The 14437-nt window shown below is 71.0% G+C and carries 11 protein-coding genes and 1 tRNA gene; 9 read left to right on the forward strand and 3 right to left on the reverse strand.

The window, feature by feature from the left end:
• The first annotated feature begins 22 nt into the window (after nucleotides 1-22).
• Both BJP65_RS07140 and BJP65_RS07145 read left to right on the forward strand, forming a co-directional pair.
• Nucleotides 23-95 (forward strand) — tRNA-Phe (locus tag BJP65_RS07140).
• Between the two features lie 456 nt (nucleotides 96-551).
• A complete protein-coding gene (locus tag BJP65_RS07145) occupies nucleotides 552-2612 on the forward strand; it encodes an MDR family MFS transporter (RefSeq protein ID WP_070408666.1) in 2061 nt (686 codons plus the stop codon).
• A 59-nt stretch (nucleotides 2613-2671) separates the two neighbouring features.
• Here the strand turns inward: BJP65_RS07145 and BJP65_RS07150 are convergent, their stop codons facing one another.
• The 3 genes from BJP65_RS07150 to BJP65_RS07160 all read right to left on the reverse strand — a co-directional run bounded on the left by BJP65_RS07150 (nucleotide 2672) and on the right by BJP65_RS07160 (nucleotide 6535).
• Nucleotides 2672-4255 carry an AMP-binding protein gene (locus BJP65_RS07150; protein ID WP_070408667.1) on the reverse strand — a complete coding sequence of 528 codons (1584 nt, stop codon included), beginning with the start codon at nucleotides 4253-4255 and terminating at the stop codon, nucleotides 2672-2674.
• Between the two features lie 73 nt (nucleotides 4256-4328).
• A complete protein-coding gene (gene chrA / locus BJP65_RS07155) occupies nucleotides 4329-5525 on the reverse strand; it encodes a chromate efflux transporter (protein WP_070408668.1) in 1197 nt (398 codons plus the stop codon).
• Between the two features lie 41 nt (nucleotides 5526-5566).
• The gene (locus tag BJP65_RS07160) at nucleotides 5567-6535 is read right to left on the reverse strand and encodes a Gfo/Idh/MocA family protein (protein ID WP_070409890.1); all 969 of its coding nucleotides are present in this window, start codon (nucleotides 6533-6535) and stop codon (nucleotides 5567-5569) included.
• 128 nt (nucleotides 6536-6663) lie between these two features.
• On the opposite strand from BJP65_RS07160, the gene BJP65_RS07165 reads away from it, so the two are divergent.
• The 7 genes from BJP65_RS07165 (at nucleotide 6664) to BJP65_RS07195 (ending at nucleotide 14343) form a co-directional block, all read left to right on the forward strand.
• Nucleotides 6664-7818 carry a polysaccharide deacetylase family protein gene (locus BJP65_RS07165; protein ID WP_070408669.1) on the forward strand — a complete coding sequence of 385 codons (1155 nt, stop codon included), beginning with the start codon at nucleotides 6664-6666 and terminating at the stop codon, nucleotides 7816-7818.
• 158 nt (nucleotides 7819-7976) lie between these two features.
• Nucleotides 7977-9104 (forward strand): glycosyltransferase, encoded by a 1128-nt coding sequence (locus BJP65_RS07170; protein WP_055831824.1) that lies wholly within the window; start codon nucleotides 7977-7979, stop codon nucleotides 9102-9104.
• A 43-nt stretch (nucleotides 9105-9147) separates the two neighbouring features.
• Nucleotides 9148-9405 carry a glutaredoxin domain-containing protein gene (locus BJP65_RS07175; protein WP_055831826.1) on the forward strand — a complete coding sequence of 86 codons (258 nt, stop codon included), beginning with the start codon at nucleotides 9148-9150 and terminating at the stop codon, nucleotides 9403-9405.
• Nucleotides 9406-9416: 11 nt separating this feature from the next.
• Complete coding sequence (locus tag BJP65_RS07180) at nucleotides 9417-10355, forward strand: hypothetical protein (protein ID WP_070408670.1); 939 nt, start codon at nucleotides 9417-9419, stop codon at nucleotides 10353-10355.
• The gene (locus BJP65_RS07185) at nucleotides 10345-11586 is read left to right on the forward strand and encodes a kynureninase (RefSeq protein WP_070408671.1); all 1242 of its coding nucleotides are present in this window, start codon (nucleotides 10345-10347) and stop codon (nucleotides 11584-11586) included. The genes BJP65_RS07180 and BJP65_RS07185 overlap by 11 nt, the downstream gene beginning before the upstream one ends.
• 68 nt (nucleotides 11587-11654) lie before the next feature.
• Complete coding sequence (locus tag BJP65_RS07190; RefSeq protein WP_219811359.1) at nucleotides 11655-13403, forward strand: sodium:proton antiporter; 1749 nt, start codon at nucleotides 11655-11657, stop codon at nucleotides 13401-13403.
• A 187-nt stretch (nucleotides 13404-13590) separates the two neighbouring features.
• The gene (locus BJP65_RS07195) at nucleotides 13591-14343 is read left to right on the forward strand and encodes an SDR family NAD(P)-dependent oxidoreductase (protein WP_070408672.1); all 753 of its coding nucleotides are present in this window, start codon (nucleotides 13591-13593) and stop codon (nucleotides 14341-14343) included.
• The last annotated feature ends 94 nt before the right edge of the window (nucleotides 14344-14437 follow it).

Below are 14437 nucleotides of genomic sequence, written 5' to 3' on the forward strand. Positions count from 1 at the left end.
GGAAGCGGCAGACATGCCGCTCGGCTCTGTAGCTCAGTTGGTAGAGCGCACGACTGAAAATCGTGAGGTCACGGGATCGACGCCCGTCGGAGCCACACGGATGATCATTACGTCATCCCAGAAACCCTCGCGGAGCTTCTATCCGCGGGGGTTTTGCCTTGCCCGGATTCCGCCTCCTCGAGGCTCGTCGCCCCCGAGGTCGAGGTTGCCACGGTTCCGCCGTACGCCGGCCCCAGCCCGTTCCACGTGGCCGAACGCCGTTCCTCAGCCGCTCCGCACTGAGCGCCCCGGCCTCCCCCGCGCTCAGAACCAGTCCGGTAACCGACACCAGGCCGCACAGCGCCCGATCGGCCTGCTCTCGCGGCATCCCCTCTTCTCGACGCAAGCCACCTCGGCCCCGCCCCACCGCGAACCGCTCCCCACCGAGCGAGATTCCCCAGGGTGCAGCGCACGTCGCCAGACAGCGCTACTATTTGTTGACTTTTAGCAAACACCTGGCGCCCGACTCCGCTCGATCGAGTCGCCCGCCGGCCCTTCCCGATGAGGCCCCGATGTCAGACATCACTCGCAATCGCCGCGCGCACACCGCCGGCACCGACACGGTCATGACCCACCGCATGATCATGTTCGTCATCTTCGGCCTCATGGCCGGAATGTTCCTCTCCGCCCTCGACCAGACGGTCGTCGGCACCTCGATCCGCACGATCGGCGACGACCTGCAGGGCTTGAGCCTGCAGGCGTGGGTCACCACCGCCTACCTGATCGTCTCGACGATCTCGACGCCCATCTACGGCAAGCTCTCCGACATCTTCGGACGCCGTCCGTTGTTCCTGATCGCCATCCTGATCTTCATCATCGGCTCGGTGCTCGCAAGCTTCTCGACCTCGATGGTCGAGCTGGCGGCCTTCCGCGCGATCCAGGGCCTGGGCGCCGGCGGCCTGATGTCGATGCCCCTGGCGATCATGGGCGACATCCTCGCCCCGCGCGAGCGCGCGAAGTACCAGGGCTACTTCCTCGCCGTGTTCGGCATCTCGAGCGTCATCGGTCCGCTCGTCGGCGGCCTGTTCGCCGGTGCCAGCGAGATCCTGTTCATCACCGGATGGCGCTGGGTGTTCCTCATCAACGTGCCGATCGGCATCATGGCGCTGGCCATCGTCTGGCGGTTCCTGCACATCCCCAAGCAGCCGCGCGGGTCGGTGCGCATCGACTGGTGGGGCGCCACCACGGTGATCGTCGCCCTCGTGCCCCTGCTGCTCGTCGCCGAGCAGGGCCGCGAGTGGGGCTGGGGCTCGCCCATCGCCCTCGCCTGCTACGTGATCGGAGCACTCGGCATCCTGGCCTTCGTCATCGCCGAGACGAAGATGAAGGATGACGCACTCATTCCGCTGAAGCTCTTCCGCTCCCCGACCTTCTCGATGGCGACGGTCATCGGCGTGCTCGTCGGCTTCGGCATGTTCGGCGCGATGCTGACCCTGCCGCTGTACCTGCAGCTCGTGCTGGGCTCCTCTCCCACGCAGAGCGGCCTCGAGATGCTGCCGATGATCCTCGGCCTGATGGTCGCCTCGATCGCCAGCGGACAGCTCATCGCCCGCACCGGCCGCTACCGCATGTTCCCGATCCTCGGCACGCTGCTCATGTCGGTCGGCTTCTTCCTGCTGACGTTCCTCAAGTACGACAGCCCGTATTGGCACGTGGCCATCGCCATGCTCGTCATCGGCCTGGGCCTCGGTCAGCTGATGCAGACGCTCACCATCGCGAGCCAGAACTCGGTCGGGGTGCGCGACATGGGCGTGGCCACGAGCGGGTCGACGTTCTTCCGCCAGATCGGTGGAACGCTGGGTACGGCCGTGCTGCTGTCGCTGCTGTTCACGCTCATGCCCACGAACGTGATCGGCTCGTTCTCGGACCGCGCGACCCTCACCGACGCGCTCGACGCCGCCCTCGACCCCACGGTGTCGTCGGCGCCGGCGAACGAGAAGATCATGTCGACGATCTACGGCCCGATCCTCTCGCAGGTCACCGCGGGCACGACCGCCCAGGTGCAGGCGGGCGTGCAACAGGCGACGGATGCCGCGACCCAGGCGGTCGCCGCTCAGGTCGCCGCCGGGCAGATCCCCGCCTCGGCGCAGGCCGCGGCGACGCAGACCGCCGTCTCGCAAGCCCTCTCGGCCGCGTCGGCGCAGATCCAGCAGCAGGTGCCGGTCGCGCGGATCGGCACCGACGGAACGGTGAGCCTGGACTTCTCGAATGCCGGCGAGCGCGCGGCGTTCGTCGACACGGTGGCGAGCACGCTGGAAGACCAGTTCGCGGCGGGCGGCGACACCTCCGCGCTCGGGGGTGCCGCCCTCGACGACACGTCGTTCCTGGTGGGCGCCGATGCGCGACTGACCAAGCCGTTCCTCGTCGGGTTCAACTCGTCGTCGACGACGGTCTACTGGGTCGCGATGTCGGTCGTGCTGCTCGCGTTCGTGCTGTCGCTGTTCTTCCGCACGCCGCCGCTGCGTGCCAAGTCGGCGCTGCAGGAAGCCGCCGACGAGCGCCGCGGCAAGGACGACGAAGACAAGCGCGCCGAAGAGGCCGCCGCGCAGACGGGTGCGCTGATCGCGCCCTGACGCGTGAGACGACGAAGGGGGCGGGGAGTCACGCGGACTCCCCGCCCCCTTCGTCGTCGTCAGGCCCGCTCGCGCGCCCGCAGGTCTTTGCGCAGGATCTTGCCCGACGTCGACTTCGGGATGACGTCGATGAACTCCACGCGTCGCACCTTCTTGTGCGGGGCGACCTCCGCGGCCACGAAGGCCTTCACGTCGTCCTCGGTCAGCTCACTGCCGGGGCCGACCACCACGAACGCCTTGGGGATCTCCTGCTCGTCGTCGTCGAGCACGCCGATGACCGCGGCATCCTGGATCTGCGGATGCGAGAGCAGCAGGGCCTCGAGCTCGGCGGGGGCGATCTGGTACCCGTGGTACTTGATCAGCTCCTTGAGGCGGTCGACGATCGTGAAGTATCCGTCGACGTGGTGCACGCCGATGTCGCCGGTGTGCAGGAACCCGTCGTCGTCGAGGGTCTCGGCCGTGGCATCCGGTCGATTCAGGTAGCCGAGCATGACGTTCGGTCCGCGCACCCAGATCTCACCCGGCGCCGTCAGGCCGTCGTCGCCGTGGATCTCGAGTTCGTCGCCCGTCTCGGGGTCGACGAGCTTCGCCTCGACGTTCGGCAGCAGCACGCCCACCGAGCTCACGGGCATCTCGCCGCCGGCGGGGATCGCGTGCGACACCGGGCTGAGCTCGCTCATGCCGTAGCCCTGGAAGAAGCGCGCGCCGATGCGGCGCCCGGCGGTCTCGGCGGTCTCGCCGTCGAGGGGCGCCGCCCCCGAGAACACGCTGTGCACGCTCGAGAGGTCGAACTCGTCGACCAGGGGGTGCTTGGCCAGCGCGACGGCGATGGGCGGCGCGATGAAGAGGAAGGTGCACCGCTGATCCTGCACCGACCGCAGGAACTCCGTCAGGTCGAACCGCGGCATGGTGACCAGGCTCGCCCGCTGCTTGAGGGCGAGGTTCAGCAGCACCGTCATGCCGTAGATGTGGAAGAACGGCAGCACCGCCAGCACCCGGTCGGCGCTCGAGATCTCGATCACGGGCCGGCACTGGTGCACGTTGGCCACGAGGTTGCGATGCGAGAGCATCACGCCCTTCGGCACCCCGGTCGTCCCTGACGAGTACGGCAGCACGGCCACGTGCGTCGACGGGTTGAAACGCACCTCGGGCGGCGTGCGCCCCTCGCCCAGCAGGGAGCGCAGGTCGAGGTGTCCCTCGGCGCCGTCGAGCACGATCACGCGGTCGTCATCGAGTCCCGCGGCCCGCGCGGCGGCGAGCGCCTGCGGCAGCAGCGGCGACACCGTCACGAGCCAGGTCGCCGCCGCGTCGCGCAGCTGCGTCTCGATCTCGCGCGCGGTGTAGAGGGAGTTGATCGTGGTGACGACGGCGCCGAGTCTCAGGATGCCGTGGAACACCGTCGCGAAGGCCGGAACGTTCGGGCAGAGCACGGCGACGACGGTGTCGGTGTCGACCCCGCGTGCGGCGAGAGCCCCGGCGAACCCGTCGACCTGGGCGCGGAGTCCGCCGTAGGTCGTCTCGGCGCCACTGCCCGGGTCGATCAGGGCGACGCGATCGAGATCGTCGTCGGCGAGCGAGCCGAACAGGTAGTCGTAGATGCTCTGGTCGGGGACGTCGATGCGCGGGAAGGGGCTCTGGTACACGGTTCTCTCCTTCGAAAACGGTACGGCGAGGTGCGGTGCGGTGCGTTCATCCTGACAGCGGACGATGACCCTGTCACCCGATGAGGCCGAGCAGCACTCCCCCGGCGGCCCCGACGAGCACCACGGCCCAGGCCGGTGCCCGGAACGCCGTCAGCAGCACGAAGCCGAGCGCCGCGAGGACGAACGGCCCGGGCCCGGTCACCGCGGTGGTGAAGACGGGGCTGTAGAGCGCCGCGGCCAGAATGCCGACGACCGCCGCGTTCGCCCCGCGCATCGCCGCGCGGACGCGGGGTCTCCCCCGCAGGGCGTCCCAGAAGGGCAGTACCCCCACGAGCACGAGGAAACCGGGCACGAAGATCGCGAGCAGCGCGATCGCCGCCCCGGCGACGCCGCCCGGTCCGACGTCCGACACGGCGCCGAGGTAGGCGGCGAAGGTGAAGAGCGGGCCGGGCACGGCCTGCGCGGCGCCGTACCCGGTGAGGAAGACCTCGGGCGACACCCAGCCGGTCTGGACGACCGCGGCCTGCAGAAGCGGCAGCACGACGTGGCCGCCGCCGAACACGAGCGCCCCGGAGCGGAAGAACGCGTCGGCGAGCGCGGCGGTGCCCGAGCCCGTCACCGCGACCAGTACCGGAAGCCCGACCAGGCCGGCGACGGCGAGCACGAGGCAGACGACCGCCATCCGGCGCGACACACCGAACGGCGCGAGAGCGGCCGCGGGCGGCTCGGCGACACCGCGCAGCAGCCACAGGCCCGCGACGACCCCGATGACCAGCGCGCCGATCTGCCCGAGTGCGCCGGGCGCGATGAGAGCCACCGCCAGAGCGATGACGGCGATGCCCGCGCGGCGGGCGTCGGGGGTCAGGGTGCGCGCCATGCCCCACACCGCGTGGGCGACGATGGCGACCGCGATGATCTTCAGCCCCGAGAGCACGCCGTCGTCGACGGGACCGCCCACGAGCGACGCACCCGCGGCGAAGGCGACGAGGATCACGGCCGAGGGCAGCGTGAACGCCACGAACGCGGCGAGCGCGCCGAGCATCCCGGCGCGCTGCAGACCCATCGCGAAGCCCACCTGGCTCGACGCCGGCCCCGGGAGGAACTGGCAGAGCGCCACCAGGTCGGCGTAGGCGCGGTCGTCCATCCACCGCCGCCGCGCGACGAGATCGTCGCGGAAATACCCGAGGTGGGCGACCGGGCCGCCGAACGACGTCAGCCCCAGGCGCAGGAAGGCGAGGAACACCTCGTCCACGCGTCCCGGTCGTTGCATGGCCGGATCCTCTCGCCCCGGGGGAAACACCGGGTGAACCGTTACGTCAGCGGCACCCGCAGCAGGTCGTCGACCAGACGCAGAGTGAGGGCGGTGAGGTCCTGATCCGCGGAGACGTCGGCGCCGAGCACCGCGTCGCGGAAGCGCTCCACCTCGGCCACCATCGGGTTGGCGGGAGCGGCGACGTCGATGACCTGCGGAGCGGCGTCGCGGGGAGTGATCGTCAGGCGCCTCGGGGCGTCGATCGCATCGATCGAGAGCGAGGCCGTCTCACCCTGGAGCTCGCTGGGCAGTGCCGTGTCGGTGATCTTCGACCAGGCGACGTCGGCGACGAACCCGTCGTAGGCGGCGAGCGCGCTGCCCAGCCCGTCGGTGCCCGAGGCGATGCCGACGCGCACGCCGTGAATGCTCCGCGGCGCCCCGAGAAGCCGCACGAGGGCGTGCAGCGGGTACACGCCGAGGTCGCGCAGGGCGCTTCCCCCGAGCGCGGGATCGAAGATGTTCGTCTGCTCCCCGGCGAGCACGTGGTCGTACCGCGCGGAGCGCTTCTCGTAGCGCAGCGAGACGCGGCGGAGGTTCCCCAGCCGCGGCAGGGCGTCGCGCACGGCGGCCAGCCCCGGGTCGTACGCCGTGCGCATCGCCTCGAGCAGCACGACGCCGCGGGAACGGGCGTGCGCGACCGCGGCATCCCAGTCCGCTGCCGTCAGCACGGCCGGCTTCTCGACGAGCACCGGGATGCCGGCATCCACGGCCGTCCGCACCTGTTCCGCGTGCAGCGCGTTGGGGCTCGCGAGGTAGACGGCGTCGACGTCGGCGGCCGCGAGCAGGTCGTCGAGGCCGACGGCGGTCCCGGGCGCGCCGACCGCGTCGGCGAACTCCCGCGCGCGTCGGGGGTCGCGCGAGGCGACGCGCGAGACCTCGATGCCCTCGACCTCCGCCACCGCCTCGGCGAGACGCTCGGAGATGGTGCTGGTGCCGACGATGCCGATGCCGATGCCGATGCCGATCATGCCCCCATTGTCGCGCGAGTCCTCGCGCCCGTCCTCACCCCCGTCCTCGCGCCCGTCGAAACCGTTCATCGGCGCCGCGAACCGTCCCGATAGGATCGGCGCGAATCGCCACCCGAGCCCGAGGCACCATGACCACCACCCGAGCCCAGCACCGTCGCCGCTCCTCGAGACGCGTCCGTGCCCGCCGCACGCTCGTCGCCGCCGTCGCGGTCGCGGTCATCGCAGCCGGCGTCACCGCTCTCGCTCTGACCCGCGGGCCCGCCGCCCCACCCGTCGCCGACGAGACCGCCGTGGTCGAGACCCCCACGAGCACCCCGACGCCGACCCCGCCGACGCTGAGCGCCGCCCAGCAGCTGCTCGCCACGTCGACCGACGCGAGAGCCTGCGCGGTGTCGTACGAGGGAGAAGGCATCGAGATCGCCCCCGTGCTGCAGACCGAGGGCAACCGGTACCAGGGCCTGCCGATCCCCCGGACCGCCGGTCGCGTGTTCGCCGGGTGGTACGCCGCGGCCACCGACGCCGCCGCGCTGAACCTCTCCGCGCGACTGAACGGCGCCGACCTGGTGTCGTGCACCGATCGCGAGCGCACGCTGCACGCCGGGTGGACCTCCCCCGAGGCGAACACGGCCGAGGCCGCCGGCATCCCGATCCTGATGTACCACCAGTTCACGCGGAACCCGCAGGGCGAAGACACCTGGCTGCGTCTGAACTACGCCTACGTCGGCGACTTCGACGCGCAGATGGCGTACATCCAGCAGTCCGGCTTCTACCTGCCCACGTGGGACGAGCTGAGCGCGTTCATCGACGGCGCTCTGTACCTGCCGAAGCACTCCGTCATCATCACCGACGACGACGCCGACAGCTCCTGGCTCGAGCTCGCCGCACCGATCGTCGACGGGCGCAACCTGCTCACGACCTCGTTCGTCATCACCTCTTCGCGCACCGAGCCCACCCCGAACCAGTTCGTGCTGCAGCGCTCGCACACCCACGACCTGCACCGCGCCGGGGCCAACGGCAAGGGCCGCATGGTCAACGACGACGTCGACACGATCGCTGCAGACCTCGAGAAGTCCGCCGAGATCCTGGGCGCGAAAGAAGTGGTGGCCTACCCGTTCGGTCACTACAACGACACGACGAAAGAGGCGGTGCGAAAGGCCGGCTTCGAGATGGGGCGCACCGTCGAGCAGGGGTACGTGCGCATCGGCACCGACAAGCTCGCCCTGCCGGTCGTCCGGATGAACTACGGAATGACCGTCGATGACCTGAAGGGGTACATCGGCTGATCAGGATGCCGATTCCCGACGTTTCCGAGGGGATTCCCGTGCTTCGCAGGGGTGGGCATCCGCAGTCTCCCAGGTAACTCGGCCACAATGCCCAATTGAGCACGCGTCGGCCGGTCTACGCTGTGTACTTCTGTCTCACCGAGAAAACGCGAGCACCTATGGACCTTTCCGTCATCGTTCCGACCTTCAATGAGGGTCCGAACGTCGCCGAACTCGTCCGTCGTACGACGCAGGCGCTTCTCGGTCGCGACGTCGAGATCATCTTCGTCGACGATTCGACCGACGACACCCCCGACATCATCCGCGCCGTCGCCGCCGCCGCGCACGTCCCGGTGCGCCTCATCCACCGCGACGACCCCGTCGGAGGCCTCGGCGGCGCCGTCGTCGACGGCATCCGGGCCGCTGCGGCGGACTACTGCGTCGTCATGGACGGCGACCTGCAGCACCCGCCCGAGGTCATCGCCGAACTCCTCGACCGGGTCGAGGTCGGCGACGCCGACGTGGTCGTGGCCTCGCGCTACATCGCGGGCGGCACCTCCGACGGGCTCGCCAACGCGGTGCGCACCACGGTCTCGCGTGCGTCGACCCTGCTGACCAAGTCGATGTTCCCGAAGAAGCTGCACAACTGCTCCGACCCCATGACGGGCTTCTTCCTCATCGACCGTCGCTCGCTCGACCTCGAAGAACTGCACCCGCGCGGCTTCAAGATCCTGCTCGAGATCCTCGCCCGCAAGCAGATGCGCGTGGCCGAGGTCCCGTTCTCGTTCGCGCCGCGCTTCGCCGGTGAATCCAAGGCCTCGTTCAGCCAGGGAATGCGCTTCCTCACGCAGCTGACCATGCTGCGCTTCGGCCGCATGTCGGCGTTCGCCCTGGTCGGCGGCATCGGCGCGGTGGCCAACCTCGCGATCATGTGGGCCCTGGTGGCCGTGCACGTCGAATACATCCTCGCCGCGGTCATCGCCAGCGTCATCACCATCGTCGCCAACTTCCTCGCGCTCGAGTACCTCGTGTTCGCCGACATGCGGGCCGAGTCGGGGCTCATGCGCCACCGGTTCGTCAAGTCGTTCGCGTTCAACGGCGTCGAGGCGATCGTGCGCATCCCCGTCATCGCGATCCTCGTCGAGCGCGCGCACATGCCCAGCGTCATCGCCGCCGCCCTCACGCTGGTCGCGGCATTCGTGGTGCGCTTCGTCTTCCACGCCCTCGTCGTCTACGCGCCCAAGAAGAGCCGCGTGGGCAAGGCGGTGCGGGCCGTCGAGCCGCTCGAAGACGAACTGACGGCCTGATCCGATCGGCGCTCGTCGCCGTGCGGCGGCGTACGCTGGAAGCATGTCCAGCGAAGCTCCCATCCGTATGTTCGGCGCCGACTGGTGCCGCGACTGCATCCGCACCAAGAAGCAGCTCGACGAGCTCGGCGTCGCGTACGAGTACGTCGACCTCGTGGCCGACCCGGCCGCGGCCGACGTCGCGAAAGAGATCTCCGGGCGTACGAGCATCCCGGTGGTGCTGTACCCCGACTCCAGCCACCACGTCGAGCCCTCGAACGCCGACGTCGAGGCCAAGCTCCGCGAGCTGTCGCTGATCTGACCGGGGTCGGCATGACCCTCGCCACCGCGCGTCCCACCCGCCGCGCGCTCACCGGCGTCGCCGGCACGGCGCTTCCCGCCTTCGTCGATCACCACGTGCATCTGCACCTGATCGACCCGGAGCGTCTGGCGGCGCGCGGCATCGCCGGGGTCGTCGACCTCGGCGGCGATCCGGTGGCCCTCGCCCGTCGCACGACGGGCCTGCCCCGCGTCGCCTACGCGGGAGCCTTCCTGACAGCGCCCGGCGGGTATCCGCGTGGCCGGGGATGGGCTCCGGATGCCATCGTGCGCGACGTCTGGGACGCCTCTCTGCATCCGGGAGTCGTCGGGGGCGCACGCACGGCGGTCGACGAGCAGGCGGACGCCGGTGCATCGGTGATCAAGATCGCCCTGCACGCCGACGCGGGACCGGTGGTGAGCGACGACGTGCTCGCCGCCGTCATCGTGGCGGCCGCCGAACGCGGTCTCGCCGTCGTCGCCCACGCGCAGGGTGCGGGGCAGGTCGACCGTGCGGTCGAGGCCGGCGTGTCGGCCCTGGCGCACACCCCCTTCGACGCCCCCGTCTCGCGCCGCCTGGTCTCGCGCGCCGTCACGGCGGGACAGGCGTGGATCTCGACCCTCGACATCCATCGCGGCGCCGCACGCGATCACGCGGTCGCCAACCTCCGTGCCTTCGCCGCCCGTGGCGGACGCGTGCTGTACGGCACCGACCTCGGCAACGGCGCGTTGCCGGTCGGTCTCAATCGCCGCGAACTCCTCGCCCTGCACGAGGCCGGCGTGCGCGGTGACGCGCTGATCGCCGCTCTCGCCGACCCGTGGCCCGCCACCGTCCCCGATGAGGCCGTGTCGACGTTCGTCGCCGGTCCCGCCCCCACCGACCCCGACGACGTTCCGACCTGGCTCAGCCGCGGAACGGTCGTCCCCACCGAGGAGCTCCCCCGTGCCGACTGATTCCGCCCTCGACGCCGAAGCCGCCGCCCTCGACACCGCCGACCCCCTCGCGGCGCATCGCGACGCCTTCGTCGGCGCCGAGAGCCCGCTGGTGTACTTCGACGGCAACTCGCTCGGACGACCGCCCCGCGCCACCGCCGACCGACTGGCGCGGTTCGTGACCGACGAGTGGGGCGGTCGCCTCATCCGCGGGTGGGACGAGGCGTGGATGGAGCTGCCGTTCGTCATCGGCGACCGGATCGGCGCGTCGACCCTGGGCTCGGCGGGCGGCCAGACGGTGATCGGCGATTCCACCACCGTGCTGCTCTACAAGTTGCTGCGCGCCGCCCTCGACGCGCAGATGACCGCCGACGCGAACCGCGTCGAGATCGTCGTGGGGCGCGACGACTTCCCCACCGATCGCTACCTCGTCGAGGGGATCGCCGCCGAACGGGGTGCCCGGGTGGTGTGGGTCGAGGTCGACACGGCCCGGGGAGTGGATGCCGACCTGCTCCGCGCCGTCGTGGGCCCGCGCACGGCCGTGGTGCTGCTGAGCCACGTGTCGTACCGTTCCGGGTTCCTCGCCGACGGTGCCGGTCTCACCGCGATCGCCCACGACGCCGGCGCCCTCGTGCTGTGGGACCTCTGCCACTCGGCGGGTTCCGTGCCGGTGGAGCTCGACGCCTGGGGTGCGGACCTCGCCGTGGGCTGCACGTACAAGTACCTGAACGGCGGGCCGGGGTCTCCGGCGTTCGCCTACGTCGCCGCCCGGCACCAGTCGACGCTCACCCAGCCGGTCCAGGGGTGGATGGGAGCGGCCGACGTCTTCTCGATGGGGCCGCTCTACCGCCCCGCCGACGGCATGCGCCGATTCCTGTCGGGGACGCCTCCGGTGCTGGCGATGATCGCCCTGCAGGACACCCTCGATCTTCTCGAGCAGGCCGGCATCGCGGCGGTGCGCGCCAAGTCCGTCGCCCTCACCGAATTCGCGCTGCGCGTGGCCGACGGCATCCTGAGTCCGCTGGGTGTGCGGCTCGCCTCGCCCCGCGATCCCGCCGAGCGCGGCGGCCACCTCACGCTCTCGCACCCGTCGATGCGCGCCGTGACCGCACGGCTCTGGGCCGACGACGTCATCCCCGACTACCGCGACCCGCACGGGCTGCGCATCGGACTCTCGCCCCTGTCGACGAGCTTCGCCGAGACCCTCGCCGGCATGCGTGCGGTCGCCGCCGCCGTCGCCCGCGAGGGGTGAGGGATCCGCATCGGGCTGTCGCGGCTCCCGGCCGGGACTCGGACGCTCGCGAGGGATAGCCTCGGACGGTGATCGATCCCCTCCTCGCCATCGTCGCGGGCGTCGTGGTCGTCGCGCTGGTGACGGTCATCGCTCCCCGCTTCAACGTCGCGGGCCCGCTCGTGCTGCTCGCCATCGGCGCGGCCGTGAGCCTGCTGCCGTTCGTCCCCGCCTTCGCGGTCGACCCCGAGGTGATCCTGATCGGGGTGCTCCCACCCCTGCTGTACTCGGCCGCGGTGCAACTGCCCGCCATCGAGTTCCGCCGCGACTTCGCCCCGATCGCCGGGCTGTCGGTGCTGCTCGTGGTCTTCAGCTCGATCGTTCTGGGGCTGTTCTTCTGGGCGGTGGTCCCCGGGCTCGGCCTCGCTCTGGGCATCGCGCTCGGGGCGATCCTCAGTCCCACCGACGCCGTGGCGACCTCCATCGCCAAGCGTCTCGGCATCTCGCCCCGCGTGGTGACCATGCTCGAGGGCGAGAGCCTGCTCAACGACGCCACCGCCCTGGTGCTCCTGCGCACGGCGGTGGCCGCCGTGGCATCCGGGTTCGCGTTCGCCGACGCCCTCGCCAACTTCGCGTGGGCCGTCGTGCTCGCCCTCGTGCTCGGCGCCGTCGTCGGCTGGGTCAACCTGCGCGTGCGCGAGCGCGTCACCAACTCCGCCGCCAACACCGCGCTGAGCTTCGCCATCCCGTTCATCGCGTACCTGCCCACCGAGCACCTCGGCGGCTCCGGTCTGGTGGCCGCGGTGGTCGCCGGCATCGTCACGGGCCAGGGCGCCGCCCGGCGGTTCACCCCCGAGCAGCGCATGAGCGACCGGCTGAACTGGCGCACGATCGAGCTGATCCTCGAGGGCGGCGTCTTCCTGGTGTTCGGGCTCGAGCTGAAAGACATCGTCACCAGCAACCTGCGCGAGCACGAGGGCCTGTGGCACGGCACCTGGCTCGCCCTGTCGGCCCTCGGCATCGCTCTCGTCGTGCGCGGCCTGTACGTCTCGGGCCTCGTCTGGGTGCAGGGCCGCCGCAGTCACGGCCTCTGGCGTCACCAGGACCGCGTCGAGAACGCGCAACAGCGCCTCGACGACTTCGAAGAGGCGTACCACGCGGGTGCGCTCGACACGCGGGGGCGAGCCGACGACCCGGCCCGTGCCGCGCGGCGCATCGGCTGGATGCGCACGCGCATCTCGCGAACGATGGCCGACCTCGACTACTACCGCGACACGCCCCTGGGCGCGCGGCACGGCACGGTGATCGTGTGGGCGGGCATGCGTGGGGTCGTCACGCTGGCCGCCGCCCAGACGCTGCCCGAAGACACGACTCAGCGACCGCTGCTGATCTTCGTGGCCTTCCTGGTCGCGCTCTTCAGCCTGGTGCTGCAGGGCATCACGCTGCCCGCAGTGGTGCGGACGGTCGGGCTGGCCGGGGAAGGCGGCCAGGGACCGTCACGGGAGGAGCAGCGCGCGCTCGACGCCGAGCTGCGCGACGCCGCGATCGCCGCCGTGCAGTCGGGAACCCTCACCCGACGCGACGGCGGCACCTTCCCCGCCGAGATGGTCGAACGCGCCGGAGCGCGGCTCACCCGGCCGCCCGACGACGAGGCGACCAGCCGGGTGCGCGACCTGCTGGAGCTGCGCCTGGCGTCGCTGGATGCCATGCGCCGACGACTCGACCGCCTCAGCCGTGACGGCCGGTACAGCACCGCCGCCCTGCGCCACGCCCTGGCCGAGCTCGACGCCGACCAGCTGAGCCTGGAGCTGCGCATCGACGACGGCACCGACGACTGATCCCTGCCCCCAACCCCCGCGTGAGTCGCGAGGATGTGTCCCTTTCGGGGCCCCGACGCGACAATTCTCGGCGACTCGCGCGGGGGGTGGGAGCTGGAATAGGCGCGACGGCTGGTGGGTTCTCCCCCAGGCGCCTGCGGTCACCGCGAAAGCCGTGGTGACTCGACGGCGGGAGAGAAGTTCGTTCATGAGCAGGTTCACCGGCAAAGTCGCACTCGTCACCGGTGGGGGCAGCGGCATCGGCGCGGAGATCGCGCGGGAACTCGCCGAAGAAGGCGCCTCGGTCGTGGTCACCGACATCAACCGCGGGGCGGCTGACGCCGTCGTCGCGCAGATCACCGACGCGGGCGGATCGGCCGCCGCCTTCGCCCAGAACACGGCGAAGTGGCAGGACTCCGAAGCCGCCGTCGCCTTCGCGAAAGAGACGTTCGGCGCCCTTCACCTGGCGGTGAACAACGCCGGCATCGGCGCCGCCCCGCAGAACATCGGCGACTACGACATCGAGGCGTGGGACCGCGTGCGCGCGGTCGACCTCGACGGCGTCTTCTACGGCCTCCGGTTCCAGCTGCCCGCGATCGTCGAGGCCGGCGGCGGCGCCATCGTGAACATGGCCTCCGTCCTCGGCTCGGTCGGCATCGCCCAGAACGCGGCGTACGTCGCCAGCAAGCACGCCCTGGTGGGCCTGACGAAGGTCGCCGCGCTCGAGTACACCGCGCAGGGCGTACGCACCAACGCCGTCGGCCCCGGGTTCATCGACACCCCGCTCGTGCGCTCGAGCCTGTCGCCCGAGGCCCTCACCCACCTCGAGAACGAGCACGCGACGGGTCGCCTGGGCACCGACGCCGAAGTGGCCGCGCTGACGCTGTTCCTGCTGAGCGACGCCGCTTCGTTCATCTCGGGCAGCTACCACCTCGTCGACGGCGGGTACTCGGCCCACTGAGCCGACCGCTCCCGGGCCCGTCGCGCGTCGCGGCGGGCCCGCGGTGCGTCCGGCACGGCGAGGCCTGTTCCCCGACGGCTGGACGGGCGGCATC

It is taken from the genome of Microbacterium sp. BH-3-3-3, assembly GCF_001792815.1.
In the GTDB taxonomy this organism is placed as follows: Bacteria; Actinomycetota; Actinomycetes; order Actinomycetales; family Microbacteriaceae; genus Microbacterium.

Bases quoted from the DNA above. Each gene is read 5' to 3' on its own strand.
- BJP65_RS07165 (WP_070408669.1), top strand. From the start codon at position 6,664: ATGACCACCACCCGAGCCCAGCACCGTCGCCGCTCCTCGAGACGCGTC.
- BJP65_RS07175 (WP_055831826.1), top strand. From the start codon at position 9,148: ATGTCCAGCGAAGCTCCCATCCGTATGTTCGGCGCCGACTGGTGCCGC.
- BJP65_RS07145 (WP_070408666.1), top strand. From the start codon at position 552: ATGTCAGACATCACTCGCAATCGCCGCGCGCACACCGCCGGCACCGAC.
- BJP65_RS07180 (WP_070408670.1), top strand. From the start codon at position 9,417: ATGACCCTCGCCACCGCGCGTCCCACCCGCCGCGCGCTCACCGGCGTC.
- BJP65_RS07170 (WP_055831824.1), top strand. From the start codon at position 7,977: ATGGACCTTTCCGTCATCGTTCCGACCTTCAATGAGGGTCCGAACGTC.
- BJP65_RS07195 (WP_070408672.1), top strand. From the start codon at position 13,591: ATGAGCAGGTTCACCGGCAAAGTCGCACTCGTCACCGGTGGGGGCAGC.
- chrA (WP_070408668.1), bottom strand. From the start codon at position 5,525: ATGCAACGACCGGGACGCGTGGACGAGGTGTTCCTCGCCTTCCTGCGC.
- BJP65_RS07160 (WP_070409890.1), bottom strand. From the start codon at position 6,535: ATGATCGGCATCGGCATCGGCATCGGCATCGTCGGCACCAGCACCATC.